The sequence below is a fragment of the Microbacterium sp. HMH0099 genome (assembly GCF_049384025.1).
Lineage (GTDB): Bacteria > Actinomycetota > Actinomycetes > Actinomycetales > Microbacteriaceae > Microbacterium.
The window spans coordinates 119,586-133,447 of the sequence record NZ_JBMRJR010000002.1 but is presented as its reverse complement, the minus strand read 5'-3'; the positions used below and the strand labels follow the sequence as shown (position 1 = coordinate 133,447).

Below are 13,862 nucleotides of genomic sequence, written 5' to 3'. Positions count from 1 at the left end.
GGCCGTCTGGGGTTTTCGTGTTCACTGGTCGCATGCGATCGATCTGGAAGGGCGCTCTCACCTTCGGCCTGGTCAACGTGCCGGTGAAGGTGTACTCGGCGACCGAGGACCACGACGTCTCCCTGCACCAGGTGCACAACAAGGACGGCGGCCGCATCCGCTACCAGCGCATCTGCGAGGTCGACGGCGAGGTCGTGCCGTACCAGGACATCGACCGCGCCTATGACGACGGCGAGCAGACCGTGGTCCTGACGAAGGACGATCTGGCCTCGCTCCCCAGCGAGCGCAGCCGCGAGATCGAGGTCGTCGAGTTCGTCCCCAGCGACCAGGTCGACCTGCTGACTCTCGACAAGGCGTACTACCTCGAGCCCGACTCCTCCTCGCCGAAGGCGTACGTCCTCCTCCGCAAGACGCTCGAGCAGACGGACCGCACCGCCATCGTGCGGTTCTCGCTGCGGCAGAAGACACGGCTCGCGGCCCTGCGCGTGCGCGGCGACGTCCTCGTGCTGCAGACCCTCCTCTGGGCGGACGAGGTGCGCGAGGCCGCGTTCCCCGCGCTGGACGAGAGCGTGCGGATCTCGGCGAAGGAGTTGGAGATGTCGGCATCCCTCGTCGACAGCTTCTCGAAGGACTTCGATCCCGAGGAGTTCACCGACGAGTACCAGCAGGAGTTGCGCACCCTCATCGACGCCAAGCTGGAGCAGGGCGACGCGATCGACACCGACGCCACGTTCGGCACGCAGGAGGACGAGGATGGCGGCGAGGTCATCGACCTGATGGAGGCGCTGCGGGCGAGTGTCGAACGCAGCCGCGCGGCGCGCTCCGGGTCGGGCGACGGTGCGGCGAAGAAGGACGAGAAGTCCTCCGGGGATGCCAAGAAGAAGAAGGCGTCGAAGGCGTCCTAGCGGGTGCGCTGGTCGCCGTCCTCGAGCGTCTTCGGGTCGAGGGTGAGGGCCTCGGCCTCGTTCTCGGTGACCTCGCCGTGGCCGGCGGCGGCGTCGCGACGGGCGGCCGCACGCTCACGGAAGTAGTGCACCGCGACGAAGCCGACCGTGCCGACGACGGCGGCGAGCAGGATGACGTCGATGTACTCCGCGACGAACTCGCCGACCCCGGGGATCAGGCTCAGCAGGTAGCCCGCGACGGTCAGCCCGAAGCCCCACAGCACCGCGCCGATGAGGTTGTAGAGCGTGTAGGTCCACTTGTTCATGTGGCCGACGCCGGCGGCGATCGGCGCGAAGGTGCGGACGATCGGCACGAAACGGGCGAGGATCACGGTCAGGCCGCCGAACCGGACGAAGAACGCGTTGGTGCGCTCGACGTTCTTGCGGCTGAACAGGCCGGACTCCTTGCGCTCGAAGATGGCCGGCCCGGCCTTGTGGCCGATGACATAGCCCACCTCGCCGCCGAGGAACGCGGCGAGGCCGATGAGCAGGCCGGTCACCCACACGTTCACCCCGAAGACCCCGTGCGGTGGGTGCGTCGCGGGGTTCGACAGGATGCCGGCCATGATCAGCAGCGTGTCGCCGGGCAGCAGGAAGCCGACGAGCAGGCCGGTCTCGGCGAAGATGATGAGGCACACCACGAGCAGGGCCCATGGTCCTGCGGCGTCGATGATCGCGGCCGGATCCAGCCAGGGGATGAGCGCTGTGGGATGGATCACTTCTGTCCCGTCGGGTCGAGAGGGTGCGGATCTAGGCGACCGCGTGCGGAAGGTGGGACTTGAACCCACACGCCCGAAGGCACAGGAACCTAAATCCTGCGTGTCTGCCGATTTCACCACTCCCGCGAGTGGCATCAGTCTAAGCGGGCGGGGGCGACGTCTCGGTGTGAACGAGCCGTCAACGAGCGGGAATGCCGGCGCCGCGTCCTCCCTTGTCCTCCGTATGAACGCGATCATCTACACCCAGCCCGGCGACTCCTCCGTCCTCACCCTCGTCGAGCGTCCCGTTCCCGCGCCCGGACCGGGCGAGGTGAGCGTGCGCATCACGGTGTCCGGCGTGAACCCGACCGACTGGAAGGCGCGCGCGACGACCGGCCGACCGCTCCCGTTCGACGAGGTCACGCCGAACCAGGACGGGGCGGGGATCGTGGATGCCGTCGGCGACGGCGTCGAGGACCTGTCCGTCGGCCAGCGGGTGTGGGTCTACCTCGCGGCGCACCAGCGCCCGACCGGCACCGCCGCCGCGTACGCGGTTCTGCCCGCCTCCCGCGTCGTCCCGCTGCCGGACGCCGCGTCGTTCGCCCTCGGCGCCAGCCTCGGCGTCCCCGCCATGACCGCGCACCGCGCCCTCACCGTCCACGAGGACGGTCCCACGCGTCTCGCGCCCGGTGGTCTCGCCGGCCGGACGGTGCTGGTCCAGGGCGGCGCCGGCGCCGTCGGTCACGCCGCGATCGAGCTGGCCGTCTGGGCGGGAGCGACGGTGATCGCCACCGTGAGCAGCGACGCGAAGGAGGCCCTGGCCCGGGCGGCGGGCGCCCACCACGTGCTGCAGTACCCCAGCGACGCTCTGGCGGACGGCATCCGGGAACTGGCGCCGAACGGCGTCGAGCACATCGTCGAGGTCGCCATCGCCGACAACGCCGCTCTCGACGTGGAGGTCGTGGCCAACCACGGCACGATCGGGTACTACGCCGACAACGGCGGGTCGACCTTCACGGCGGCCGTGCGGGAGAGCTTCGCGAAGAACGTCCGCTGGCAGGGGCTCCTGCTGTACACCGTGGGCGAGTCCGCGCTGACGGCCGCGGCCGAGGACGTGTCGGCGGCGGTGGCCGACGGCGCGCTGTCCGTCGGTGAGGAGAAGGGGCTGCCGCTGACCTGGTTCCCGCTGGAGGAGACCGCCGCCGCCCACGACGCCGTCGAGCAGGGCGCGACCGGCAAGGTGCTCATCCGCGTCGCGGACTGACCTGCAGTTTCACCCGGCCGGGCGGTGCGTCGTCGCCCGGCCGGGCACGCATGTTCACCCGGCCCGATGCGGCGGCCGGACGCGCGATGTCCGCCTTCGCGCGAGGACGGCTGCTGCACCCGCGAGCGCGAGGGCGGCGAGGCTCAGCGCGGACGCACTCCCGATGCGGTGGACCACCCCGCCCACGACCGCGCCGCCGATGAGGGCGGACCACAGCAGGAGCGGTCGCATCCACGCGGTGCGTGAGCCCCCGGTGAGCAGCGCGCTCACGGCGAGACCGAGGGTCACGAGCGTGCCGGTGGTGTACGTGACCGGCACGCGGGCGCGTCCCTCGGCGGGGAACAGCGTGTTCAGGGATCCCATCCCGGCGGCGAGCAGCGCGAGTCTTGGCAGCTCGACGCCGCCGGTGAGCGCGAGGAGGGCGCTGAGGGCGACGGCGGCCGCGCTGCCCGCGACGATCCATGGCGGCGCGCGTCGTGCGCGCACACCGACCAGGCCGCCCGCCGTGACGCCGAGGACGAACGAGCCGATCAACGTCGCCGACGTGAGCGCCACCGCTCCGCCCGCTGCCCCGAGGTCGACGGCGGCGTGCGTGGAGTTGCCGCTCATGAACGACACGAAGAGTCCGCCGCTGTCGAGGAACCCGATGGCATCCACGAATCCGGCCACCGTCGCGAGCACGGCCGAGAGGCCCAACGCCCGGCGATCGACGTCTTTCACGAGCGGTCGACGGGGGTCTCGGGGTGCAGCTGCATGCCGGGATTGTCGCAGGCGGCGCTGGCGTGCCGGAGACGTACGCGCCGGCGCCCCCGCGGTGTACATCTGCGCCACCTCACGGCCCCCGGGGGTCGGAACCAGCGCTGACTTGCCGCGAACGTACGCTCCGGCGCCCCCGCGGCGTACATCTGCGCCACCTCACGGCCCAAGGCCCGACGCGCTACGACACCTGCCAGCTCACGGCCCGGGGGTCATCTCACGGCGTGCGCGCGGGCGGCTCGGCTCCGCAGGAACGGCGAAGCGCCGGGACCTGGGCCCCGGCGCTCCGTCGTGTCAGTGCGGCGTCGTCACTCCTGGGTGCGGCGGCGGGCGATGGTCGTGCCGGCGGCGACGAGGCCGCCGAGGACGAGCATGCCGATGCCGATCGCGGGCAGGGGCGAGGCGGCCAGGTCCGCGCCGGTCGTCGCGAGGCCACCGGGACGGGTGCGGTCGCCCGCGGCCCCGGGGATGGCCGTGGCGGTCGGGCTCGGCGCCGCGGTGGGCTCGGCCGTGGGCTCGGCCGTGGGCTCCGGCGAAGGGTCGCCCGGCGTGGGCTCCGGCGACGGGTCACCTGGGGTGGGCTCCGGCGAGGGGTCCACCGGCGGGACGACCGCGGCCTCCCATGCCAGGGCGAAGGCGGCGTGGCCGATGGCGGGCGAGAAGATGTCGACCGATTCCCGGCTGACGTTCGCGAGGGTGTCGTTCTCGGTGTGGTAGTTCCGGTCCATGAAGACGCCCGCGGTTCCGCCGAAGAGCGCGGCCTCCTCCTCCGTCTTGATGTCGTCGCCGCCGGAGAACAGGCCGCCGGACGGGATGCCGTTGTCGATGAACGCCTGGTAGTCGGAGCGTCCCGAGTACTCGCTGTCGATCCACGGCTGGTCGATCGCGTCGAAGTAGTCGGTGTAGATCCGCTCGATCTCGGCCGACCCCTCCGGGATGGTGACGCCATCAGCGGGGAACGTGGAGCGGTTCGCGTCGTAGACGCCGACCGTGAAGTTCTCGGAGCCGATCATGTCGTAGTTCAGGTACGACGAGATGCGGGCGAGCTCCGCGGGGTCGTCCTGCACGAGGTCGTCCACATAGGCCGTCGAGCCGAGCAGACCGATCTCCTCCGCACCCCACAGGGCCAGACGGATCCGCTTGTCGTTCGGCACCTCGGCATCCGCGATGCGCTCGGCGAGGGCGAGGATCGCGGCCGAGCCGGAGGCGTTGTCGTTGACGCCGGGACCCTCGGCCACACCGTCGAGGTGGGCGCCGATGACGACGGTGTCCTCGGGGTCGCCGGCGATGCTGTCGGCGATGATGTTGAAGGTCTCGCCGACGAGGAACTCCTTCTCGATGAGGGCGGTGCCCTCGACGGGAGCGTCGGCGGGGGCGGCCTCCACGAGCGCGGAGAGGGTCTCGCCGCTGGCCTGGGGCAGGGTGGCGGCGGGGGAGTCCTCGGTGTCGCGGGGACCGGAGGCGACGTTGGTCAGCTGGTCGCCGGGGGCGACGCCCTCCGCCTCGGGGCGGGCGTTGTTGTAGATGAAGACCGCGCCGGCGCCGGCGGCCGAGGCGTTGTCGATCTTCTGCTCGAAGGTGCAGACGCCGCGCTGGACGAGGACGATCGAGCCCGCGGGCACGGCGGCGAAGTCCGCCGGCTCGCAGCCGAGGTGGGCGCCGTCGGCCGACACGGGCTGCGAGAGCGCCTCGGTGTAGGGGCCGTCCGTGGCCTCGCTGCTGTCGAAGTGCGATCCGAGGTAGGTCGTGCCGGCGACGGTGAGGGAGGCCTCGCCGAACTCCGAGTAGGGCACCTCGAACGTGTGGCGCGAGACGGTGAACGCGCCGGTGTCCTCGAGGACCTGCTCGGCGTACTCGGCCGCGGCCTCGTAGCCCGGGCCGTTCCAGACGCGGTAGCCGTCCGCGGCGTAGGACTCGGAGATCTCCGCGAGCTCGGTCAGGTGGGTCATGACGTCGGCGCCGGTGAGCCCGAGGTCGGCCGGGACGTCGCCGGGGACGACAGCGGCGGTGGCCGTCGGACCGACCATCAGGGCTCCGCCGACGAGCGCGCCCGCGGCGAGCGCCGCCGAGACGCGCCGAACGCGCGGGGGAGGGGATTGCAGGGTGTGACGGGGCACGAAGGCACCTCTCCGCGGGCAGCGATGCCCGCATCATCCAGGGGGGAATGACGCGACGCTCGGGGGAGCGTTCGCGGTTCGATTCTGCGAGGAATCTCCGGAGATGGCCAGAAGCCGGCGGAATGTTTACGGCGTCGAAACACGCCCCCTTCTGCGCTGACGTGCCGCAGATGTACGTCCTCGCGCCCCCGCGGCGTACATCTGTGCCACGTCACGGCCCAGCGGGTTGCGCCACGTCACGGCCCAGCGGGTTGCGGCAGGTCACGGCCCAGCGGGTCACGCCCGGTCGCGCAGCCCCGTCAGCGGGTGCGGGGGACGAAGCGCGGCACCCATCGGATGAAGCCGGCGGCGCCGAGCACCGCGATCACCCCCATGGCGCCCACGCCGACCGACAGCGAGGCGACGGCGGTGAGGGCGGACACGAGGAGCGGGGCGAGCGCGCCCCCGGCATCCGTCAGGGTCCGCCAGGAGCCGAGGAACGCGGCCGGCTCGGCGGGCGGGGCGATGTCGGCGCCGAGGGTGAGGAGGATGCCGCTGGAGAGGCCGTTGCCGACGCCGAGCACCGCGGCGAAGAGCGAATACCACATGGGCGCGGAGGCGAGCTCGTGCGTGAAGGACAGGGCGAGGAAACCGGCGCCCATGAGGATCATGGCGGGGAGGGCGGCCCAGAGCCGGCCGAACCGGTCCATGACCTGACCGGAGGCGTAGAAGAGGGCGAAGTCGATGGCGCCGGAGACGCCGACGACGACCGCGATGGTGGAGGCGTCGAGTCCGAGGGAGACGCCCCACAGCGGAAGGACGACCTGGCGGGCGGAGCGGACCGCCGACAGCGACGCCGCGGCCAGGCCGAGCCGGGCCAGCACGCCGCGGGAGCGCCACATCGTCCGGAAGACGCCGACGCGCTCCACGGCCGGGATGGATCCGGTGACGGGCTCGCCGCTGTCCTCTCCCTCCGCGGGACGGTCGCCGTCGGTCGGGATGCCAGGAGCCCGGGCTCCGCGACCGGCGGGCACGGCCACGGCGCGCTCCGGGTCGGGGCCGAGGAACACCAGCAGGATCATGGCCACCTGGCAGACCGCGAAGAACACGACCGACGCGTTCTCGTCGCCGAAGACGCCCAGCAGTGCGGCCGAGATGAACGGACCGACGAACATGCCGAGCCGGAACGTCCCGCCGAGCAGCGACAGGGCGCGGGCGCGGAAGTGCAGGGGGACGCGCGTCGTCATGAACGAGTGCCGGGCGAGGGCGAAGCACGCGGCGCAGAACCCGATGAGGAACACGGCGGCGGCGAAGAGCGCCAGGGTCGGCGCCGTCACGATCCCGACGAGTCCCAGCAGCACGACGATGCCCGCGATGCCCATCGTGAGGCGTTCGCCGAAGCGCGCCACCGCCCAGCCTGCCGGGATGTTGCCGCACAGCTGCCCGACGACGAGCGCGGCGGCGACGAGGGCCGCGACGGCGACATCGGCGCCGAGGCGGTCCGCGATCACCGGGATGAGCGGGATCACCGCCCCCTCGCCGACGGCGAAGAGAAGGGTGGGTCCGTAGATCATCGGCGCGAAGCGCACCAGCACGTTCCGGGGAGAGTCGGCTGTCACCGTCTCCACGATAGGCTGAATTCAAATGCTCGAACTCGATCTGACCGCCGACATCCAGGCTCTGCGCTCGACCTTCGCCGATATCCAGGCCGTGGTCGACGTCGATGCACTCACCGCCGACATCGCCCGTCTCAGCGAGGAGGCCGGTGCCCCCGACCTCTGGGACGACGTGGACAACGCCCAGAAGGTGACGAGCCGTCTCAGCCACCGTCAGGCGGAGCTGAAGCGCATCACCGAGATCGGGCAGCGGCTCGACGACCTCGAGGTGCTCGTGGAGCTCGCCAACGAGATGGACGACGAGGACTCCGCCGAGGAGGCCCGCCGCGAGCTCGCCTCGCTGCAGGACGTCATCGGACAGCTCGAGGTGCAGACCCTCCTCGACGGGGAGTACGACGCGCGTTCCGCCGTCGTCACGATCCGCTCCGGCGCCGGCGGCGACGACGCCACCGACTTCGCCGAGATGCTGCTGCGCATGTACCTGCGCTGGGCCGAGCGCCACAAGTACCCCGTGAAGGTCATGGACACGTCGTACGCCGAGGGCGCCGGCATCAAGTCCGCGACGTTCGAGATCGACGTGCCCTACGCCTACGGCACGCTCTCGGTCGAGGCCGGCACCCACCGCCTCGCCCGCATCAGCCCCTTCGGCGGCGCCGACAAGCGGCAGACGAGCTTCGCCGCGGTCGAGGTCATTCCCGTCATGGAGGAGGCCGTCGAGGTCGAGGTCCCCGAGAACGACATCCGCGTCGACGTGTTCCGCTCGTCGGGCCCCGGCGGTCAGTCGGTCAACACGACCGACTCGGCCGTGCGCATCACGCACATCCCGACGGGCCTGGTCGTCTCGATGCAGAACGAGAAGTCCCAGATCCAGAACCGCGCCGCCGCCATGCGCGTGCTGCAGACGCGCCTCCTCCTGCTGAAGCGCGAAGAGGAGGCCGCCAAGAAGAAGGAGCTCGCGGGCACGATCACCGCGAGCTGGGGCGACCAGATGCGCTCCTACTTCCTCTACGGTCAGCAGCTCGTCAAGGACCTCCGCACCGGTTACGAGGTCGGCAACCCCGCGGTCGTCTTCGACGGCGACCTCGACGGCCTGATCGCCGCCGGCATCCGCTGGCGCAAGCGCAAGGACGACGACGACTGATCGACGAATGGATGCCGCCGGGTGGCATCCATTCTTCGTCCGGCCCCGGGGACACGGCGCGTCCTGACGGGCGTATCGCGACGCGCGCTTAGGCTCATCGAGCCATGATCCGGTTCGAGAATGTCACCAAGCGGTATCGCGGCACCACGAAGCCCGCGCTGAACGCGGTCGACTTCGAGGTGCAGCGCGGGGAGTTCGTCTTCCTCGTCGGAGCCTCGGGGTCGGGGAAGTCGTCCTGCCTCCAGCTCATCCTGCGGGCCGAGACGCCCAGCGAGGGACGCGTCGTCGTCCTCGGGCGCGACCTGCGCACCCTGTCCAACCGCAAGGTCCCGTACTTCCGGCGCCACATCGGGTCGGTGTTCCAGGACTTCCGCCTCCTGCCGAACAAGACCGTCGCGCAGAACGTCGCGTTCACGCTGCAGGTCACGGGTGCCTCGCGCGGCTTCATCCAGCAGGCCGTCCCCGAGGTGCTCGCGCTCGTCGGTCTCGACGGCAAGCAGAAGCGGCTGCCGCACGAGCTGTCCGGCGGCGAGCAGCAGCGCGTCGCGATCGCCCGCGCGCTGGTCAACCGTCCGCAGGTGCTCCTCGCGGACGAGCCGACCGGAAACCTGGACCCCGGCACGTCGATCGACATCATGCAGCTGCTCGCGCGCATCAACGCCGGCGGCACGACCGTCGTCATGGCCACGCACGAGGCCGGGTTCGTCGACCAGATGCAGCGCCGCGTCATCGAGCTCAAGGGCGGCGAGATCATCCGGGACGAGCGTCGCGGCGGCTACGGCGACACCTCCGGCCTCCCGCGTCTGGCCCCCGAGGTCGAGCGCGGGGCGGCCGCGGTGGCCGCGCTGACCGCCGTCCTCGAGGTGCAGCGCGAGGTCGCCCACGGGGCGACCGGACCCCTGGATGCCGCTGTCGTCCCCGCGCATGTCGTCCCGGCGCCGACGCCGGCCCCGGCCGCCGCGGCGGGCCCCCGGCCGACGTCCGCCGCCGACGCGCGTCCCTCCGCCGAGCCGCGTCCGTCCGCCGAGGACCGTCCGTCGGCGGAGACCGCCGCGCCGCGGACCACGCGACCCGCGCCCGCGTCGGACGCGCAACGGCCCGAGCCGGCCGCCGAGCCGCGGGAGATCGGCACGTCCACCCGTTCCATCCCCGTCACCACGCCCGACGTCGACGCGCTCGGGCTCGCCGACCGTCTCGGGCTCGGCGACCGCAAGAACCGCGACGAAGTGGGACCGACCTCATGAGACTCGGACTGATCCTCTCCGAGGCCTTCACGGGCCTCCGGCGCAATGCCTCGATGGTGATCTCGGTCATCCTCGTGACCTTCGTCTCGCTGACCTTCGTCGGTGCCGCGATCCTCATGCAGATGCAGATCGGCAAGATGCAGGACTACTGGAAGGACCGTGCCCAGGTCGGTGTCTTCATGTGCGCGACCGTGTCGGACGCGCCCACCTGCGCCGCCGGTCAGGCCGCGACCGAGGACCAGATCCAGGCGGTACGGGCGACCCTCGAGGGGGAGGCGCTGGCGCCGCTCATCCGCAACTTCACCTACGCGACCAGCGACGAGGTCTACGCGGACGCCCAGGGGCAGCTGCCCGCCGACATCGCCGGGGTCGTCACGCCCGACCAGTTCAACGCCACCTTCAGCATCAACCTCGTCGACCAGAGCCAGTCCGACGTCATCCTGGAGGCCTTCAGCGGCCAGGCGGGCGTCGAGGAGGTCGCGGACCAGATGCAGTACCTGGAGCCGTTGTTCCAGGCCCTGACGGTGGCGACCTACATCGCGATCGGCATCGCCGGACTGATGCTCATCGCCGCCGTGCTGCTCATCGCCACGACCATCCGCCTCTCGGCCTACGCCCGCCGACGAGAGCTCGGCATCATGCGCCTGGTGGGGGCGTCCAACCGGTTCATCCAGACGCCGTTCATCCTCGAGGGTGTGCTGGCGGCGCTCATCGGCTCCGCGCTCGCGAGCGTCGCGGTGTGGGGGATCGTCAACGTCGGCGTCAACGACTACCTGCGCAGCCGCATCACCTTCATCACCTCCTGGGTGAACGGAGGGGACGTGGCCCTCGTCGTCCCCGTGATCGTCGTCATCGGCGTGGTGCTGGCGGCGTTCAGCGCCGGGTTCGCGATCCGCCGCTGGCTGCGGACCTGATCGTGCGCGTGCGCGCCGCGACCGGCGGGCATCGGGTAGGCTGAAGGGCTCTGTGTGCCCATGATCATGAGGAGGTGGCACCATGCCTCGTGAGCAGGGTGAGAAGCTCATCGCGTCGAACAAGAAGGCGCGTCACGACTACGCCATCGAGAAGACGTACGAAGCCGGACTGGTGCTCACCGGCACCGAGGTGAAGTCGCTGCGCCAGGGGCGCGCGAATCTCACCGACGGTTACGCCTACATCGACGGCGGTCAGGCGTTCCTCGACGCCGTCCACATCCCGGAGTACTCCCAGGGCCACTGGACCAATCACTCCGCCAAGCGCACTCGCAAGCTGCTCCTCCACAAGGAGGAGATCATCAAGCTCTCGCACGCGGTCGCCGCCGGCGGGTACACGCTCGTGCCGCTGCGGCTCTACTTCCTCGACGGCCGTGCCAAGGTGGAGATCGCCGTCGCGAAGGGCAAGCGCGAGTTCGAGAAGCGCCAGACGATCCGTGAGCGCGAGGACAAGCGCGAGGCCGAGCGGGCCATGCGCACCAAGAACCGCCTGGGGGACTGACTCCGGCTCAGCTCGCCCGGAACCGTCCCTCGACCGCGGTCGAGACCACGACGTCGACCGGCTGCAGGCTGAACCCCGGGCCCGCGTCCCCGTGCGCCGCCATCGCCCGCGCAGCGAACGGCGTCGGCTGCTCGGGGCGCCCGCCGAGGAGCCCGACGTCCGCGACCTCGACGGGGACGATGGATGCCGCCCCGAGCGCGTCCGCGTACGCCTGCGCCCGCTCGACTGCTGCTCGCACGGCATCCGCGGCCACCTCGCGCTCGACGCGGGCGCGCAGGTCGGGGGTGAGACCCCAATCCACGGCGACGACCTGCACGTCGTCGGACTCGGCGACGTCCCCCAGCCACCACGACAGGGCCGCCGCGTCGACGAAGGTCGCGCTGACATCGACGCTCGCGTGGTGGACGAGGGGGAGCTGCGCGCCGTCGGAGCTCCACGGGCGCTCGGACCAGACGGCGGCGCGTCCGCTGTTCCACTCGGACACCTCCCCGGACCGCTGATGCGCCACGAGGCCGTCCTGGACGATCTCGGCCTGCCGCTGCAGCCGTTCGACCACCGGGCCGCGCTCGGGTCCGTCCGCACGGACGGCGATCCGCACGACGGCCTGTTCGGCGGTGACCCGTCGCTCGCTCTCGCCCCGCACCGTGATCACGACGTCGCTCATGCGGCGAGCCTAGACGACGGGGGTGTGGGGTTCGTGTGCCGGGGTGGCCCCGGGGCGCGCAAGGTGGCCCCGGGGCCACGCGGGAAGAGGGAAACGGGGCGCCGGGTGGGGACCGCTGGAGGTGCGCTGTGCGGGCGTCCTGTGCCGGTGTGGCCCCGGGGCGCGCAGGGTGGCCCCGGGGCCACGCGCGGAACAGGAGAACGGTGCGCCCGGCCGCGGGAATGGTTCCGGGCCCCGATCCGTTGTAGGCTGTGATGCTCGGGTGCCCGGCATCCGATTGGTAACTACACAGAGTGACAGTGGCCGCTCCTGCACGGAGTTCCCGGGGCTGATCGGTTTCGACAGCGCCTGCGAACCCGCGAGAAGCGGGCCGAGGATGTGGGGTTATCTCGTAAACGCTCCCTGCAAACCAATAAGTGCCAATGCTAAGCGCACTGACTTCGCCCTCGCTGCGTAAGCGAGCCCGATAGTCCGTCAGACCGTGTGTGACCCCGCCACGGATCCTGGCGTCATTTAGGGGTCTTGCTGCGTGACGGCGTCTGGACGTCACGCGGGACTTTTCCCAGGCTGGGCCCGTCGACTTAGGTGTCTGTGACAAAGGTCGGGGCCGAGCAGAACGTCTGCACAGACTGCGCCCGGAGAAAACGCGGAGACCCAGCGTTGGACGGGGGTTCGATTCCCCCCAGCTCCACGAGCCACTGTCACGACTCTCTCGAGAGGGTTACCCGCGACGCCCCCGTCCCACTTCGGTGAGACGGGGGCGTCGTCGTGTGTCGGGGTCAGGCGGCGGAGCGGGTGGTGATGTCGCTCTCGCCGGCGGTGCCGTTGAGGTCCACGTAGACCCTGTCCTCGGTGCGGGTGAGGGTCATGGTGCTGCGGCGCTCGACGGCCTCGGCCATGCGCTCGACGAACCCCGGCTCGAAGCTGTGGAGGAGCACGTCCTCGGCCCGGTGGATGCGCTTCCCCGTCCACGCGGCGGCGACCTTGTCCGGGTCGCGGTGCGTGTAGACGACCGCACGGGCTCCGAGCATGCTGCCGGTGTGCAAGCGGGCGGCATCCGGAGCCCCCACCTCGATCCAGACGGTGACCGCACCCGTCAGGTCGCGGACGAGCACCGCCGGCTCGTCCGTGGCGGCCACGCCCTCGCTGAACGCGATGCCCTCCTCGTACTCCAGGCAGTAGGCGAGGATGCGCGTCAGCATGTACGCGGCGGTCTCGGACGGATGCCGTGCGACGCGCAGCGCCAGTTCGTCGTACACGCCCCGATCCACGTCGGAGAGCTGCACGGTGAAGGAATGCATGGTCGCGCCGATAGCCACGAGGGTCGAGCCTACGCGGGCTCGACCTGCACCCCGCATCACGACTCTTGCCGAGGCCACGCCGGGCGTCCTACCTTCGCACTATGGGTGCTGTCCTCGTCCTCGTCCTCGTTCTGCTCGCCGCCTCCTGGGCGGTCATCCGTCGGGGGCGCCGCCGCACCTCCCCGGTGCGCGACGACACGCTTCGGGCCGGCGGCTCCGCGGGGCTGACTCCGGCGCAGGCCAGCCGACGGGCTGAGGGCAAGGCCGCCTGGACCCGACTCGGCGGTGGCATGTGAGCCGGACGACGGAGCTCGGGGTCGCCCGTGGCTGACCCGCGGTCGCTGCGCATCGACGTCGGGCCGATCGAGCTGCAGCCGGACGGCCCGGGTCGGTGGACACTGTCGTCGTCCCGCGGCGGCGCGGAGGCGGCATCCGGGGTCTCGTCGGGGTGGTCGGACTGGGTCGCCCTCGCGCACCGCGTCCTGCAGGCGGATGCGATCTGGCGGGACGTCGAGGGTCGCGGCGACGCGTGGGACCAGGGATTTGCGGCCGGACGCGGCGGCGGCGAGGACCCGAACCCCTACCGCGGCTGACGTACGACGCCCCCGGTCGCAGATGCTGCGCCGGGGGCCTCGATCAGGATGCTGCCGGGACGGACCCCTCCG

Annotated in this window: 14 protein-coding genes, 1 tRNA gene and 1 other RNA gene; 9 read left to right on the top strand and 7 right to left on the bottom strand. The window is 71.4% G+C overall.

What is annotated here, in order from left to right; translation table 11 throughout:
- Positions 1-32: 32 nt before the first annotated feature.
- Positions 33-905 (top strand): Ku protein, encoded by an 873-nt coding sequence (locus ACO03V_RS04470; RefSeq protein ID WP_367726526.1) that lies wholly within the window; start codon positions 33-35, stop codon positions 903-905.
- Here the strand turns inward: ACO03V_RS04470 and ACO03V_RS04465 are convergent.
- Both ACO03V_RS04465 and ACO03V_RS04460 read right to left on the bottom strand, forming a co-directional pair.
- The gene (locus tag ACO03V_RS04465) at positions 902-1,660 is read right to left on the bottom strand and encodes a DedA family protein (RefSeq protein WP_367727543.1); all 759 of its coding nucleotides are present in this window, start codon (positions 1,658-1,660) and stop codon (positions 902-904) included. The two genes, ACO03V_RS04470 and ACO03V_RS04465, sit on opposite strands and share 4 nt — an antisense overlap.
- 47 nt (positions 1,661-1,707) lie before the next feature.
- Positions 1,708-1,789, bottom strand: a tRNA-Leu gene (locus ACO03V_RS04460).
- Between the two features lie 97 nt (positions 1,790-1,886).
- On the opposite strand from ACO03V_RS04460, the gene ACO03V_RS04455 reads away from it, so the two are divergent.
- A complete protein-coding gene (locus tag ACO03V_RS04455) occupies positions 1,887-2,906 on the top strand; it encodes an NADPH:quinone reductase (protein WP_423136752.1) in 1,020 nt (339 codons plus the stop codon).
- A 54-nt stretch (positions 2,907-2,960) separates the two neighbouring features.
- Here the strand turns inward: ACO03V_RS04455 and ACO03V_RS04450 are convergent, their stop codons facing one another.
- The 3 genes from ACO03V_RS04450 to ACO03V_RS04440 form a co-directional block, all read right to left on the bottom strand.
- Positions 2,961-3,626: a YoaK family protein gene (locus ACO03V_RS04450; RefSeq protein WP_423136751.1), complete on the bottom strand. Its 666-nt coding sequence runs from the start codon at positions 3,624-3,626 to the stop codon at positions 2,961-2,963.
- Positions 3,627-3,970: 344 nt separating this feature from the next.
- A complete protein-coding gene (locus ACO03V_RS04445) occupies positions 3,971-5,779 on the bottom strand; it encodes a M20/M25/M40 family metallo-hydrolase (RefSeq protein WP_423136750.1) in 1,809 nt (602 codons plus the stop codon).
- A gap of 299 nt (positions 5,780-6,078) precedes the next feature.
- Positions 6,079-7,332 (bottom strand): MFS transporter, encoded by a 1,254-nt coding sequence (locus ACO03V_RS04440; RefSeq protein WP_423137121.1) that lies wholly within the window; start codon positions 7,330-7,332, stop codon positions 6,079-6,081.
- A gap of 70 nt (positions 7,333-7,402) precedes the next feature.
- Between ACO03V_RS04440 and prfB the strand changes: the two genes are divergently transcribed.
- The 4 genes from prfB to smpB all read left to right on the top strand — a co-directional run bounded on the left by prfB (position 7,403) and on the right by smpB (position 11,232).
- Positions 7,403-8,515 (top strand): peptide chain release factor 2, encoded by a 1,113-nt coding sequence (prfB, locus tag ACO03V_RS04435; protein WP_367726530.1) that lies wholly within the window; start codon positions 7,403-7,405, stop codon positions 8,513-8,515.
- Positions 8,516-8,619: 104 nt separating this feature from the next.
- Positions 8,620-9,759, top strand: coding sequence for a cell division ATP-binding protein FtsE (gene ftsE / locus ACO03V_RS04430; protein WP_423136749.1), 1,140 nt, complete (start codon positions 8,620-8,622; stop codon positions 9,757-9,759).
- Positions 9,756-10,673 carry a permease-like cell division protein FtsX gene (gene ftsX / locus ACO03V_RS04425; protein WP_367726532.1) on the top strand — a complete coding sequence of 306 codons (918 nt, stop codon included), beginning with the start codon at positions 9,756-9,758 and terminating at the stop codon, positions 10,671-10,673. Before ftsE ends, ftsX begins: the two co-directional genes overlap by 4 nt.
- 82 nt (positions 10,674-10,755) lie before the next feature.
- Positions 10,756-11,232, top strand: a complete 477-nt coding sequence (gene smpB / locus ACO03V_RS04420; RefSeq protein ID WP_367726533.1) for an SsrA-binding protein SmpB — start codon at positions 10,756-10,758, stop codon at positions 11,230-11,232.
- A 7-nt stretch (positions 11,233-11,239) separates the two neighbouring features.
- Here smpB and ACO03V_RS04415 read toward each other — a convergent pair whose 3' ends face one another.
- The gene (locus tag ACO03V_RS04415; protein WP_423136748.1) at positions 11,240-11,896 is read right to left on the bottom strand and encodes an SIMPL domain-containing protein; all 657 of its coding nucleotides are present in this window, start codon (positions 11,894-11,896) and stop codon (positions 11,240-11,242) included.
- Between the two features lie 324 nt (positions 11,897-12,220).
- Here ACO03V_RS04415 and ssrA point away from each other — a divergent pair.
- Positions 12,221-12,590: a transfer-messenger RNA gene (ssrA, locus tag ACO03V_RS04410) on the top strand.
- Positions 12,591-12,675: 85 nt separating this feature from the next.
- Here the strand turns inward: ssrA and ACO03V_RS04405 are convergent.
- A complete protein-coding gene (locus ACO03V_RS04405; RefSeq protein ID WP_423136747.1) occupies positions 12,676-13,215 on the bottom strand; it encodes a YaeQ family protein in 540 nt (179 codons plus the stop codon).
- Positions 13,216-13,298: 83 nt separating this feature from the next.
- Here ACO03V_RS04405 and ACO03V_RS04400 point away from each other — a divergent pair, with 83 nt between their 5' ends.
- Together ACO03V_RS04400 and ACO03V_RS04395 are read left to right on the top strand one after the other, a co-directional pair.
- A complete protein-coding gene (locus ACO03V_RS04400) occupies positions 13,299-13,493 on the top strand; it encodes a hypothetical protein (RefSeq protein ID WP_423136746.1) in 195 nt (64 codons plus the stop codon).
- Between the two features lie 27 nt (positions 13,494-13,520).
- Positions 13,521-13,790 carry a hypothetical protein gene (locus tag ACO03V_RS04395; protein ID WP_423136745.1) on the top strand — a complete coding sequence of 90 codons (270 nt, stop codon included), beginning with the start codon at positions 13,521-13,523 and terminating at the stop codon, positions 13,788-13,790.
- The last annotated feature ends 72 nt before the right edge of the window (positions 13,791-13,862 follow it).

Coding starts and splice junctions, on each gene's coding strand:
- ACO03V_RS04470 (WP_367726526.1), top strand. CDS start 33: ATGCGATCGATCTGGAAGGGCGCTCTCACCTTCGGCCTGGTCAACGTG.
- ACO03V_RS04455 (WP_423136752.1), top strand. CDS start 1,887: ATGAACGCGATCATCTACACCCAGCCCGGCGACTCCTCCGTCCTCACC.
- ACO03V_RS04440 (WP_423137121.1), bottom strand. CDS start 7,332: ATGATCTACGGACCCACCCTTCTCTTCGCCGTCGGCGAGGGGGCGGTG.
- prfB (WP_367726530.1), top strand. CDS start 7,403: ATGCTCGAACTCGATCTGACCGCCGACATCCAGGCTCTGCGCTCGACC.
- ftsE (WP_423136749.1), top strand. CDS start 8,620: ATGATCCGGTTCGAGAATGTCACCAAGCGGTATCGCGGCACCACGAAG.
- ftsX (WP_367726532.1), top strand. CDS start 9,756: ATGAGACTCGGACTGATCCTCTCCGAGGCCTTCACGGGCCTCCGGCGC.
- smpB (WP_367726533.1), top strand. CDS start 10,756: ATGCCTCGTGAGCAGGGTGAGAAGCTCATCGCGTCGAACAAGAAGGCG.
- ACO03V_RS04415 (WP_423136748.1), bottom strand. CDS start 11,896: ATGAGCGACGTCGTGATCACGGTGCGGGGCGAGAGCGAGCGACGGGTC.
- ACO03V_RS04400 (WP_423136746.1), top strand. CDS start 13,299: ATGGGTGCTGTCCTCGTCCTCGTCCTCGTTCTGCTCGCCGCCTCCTGG.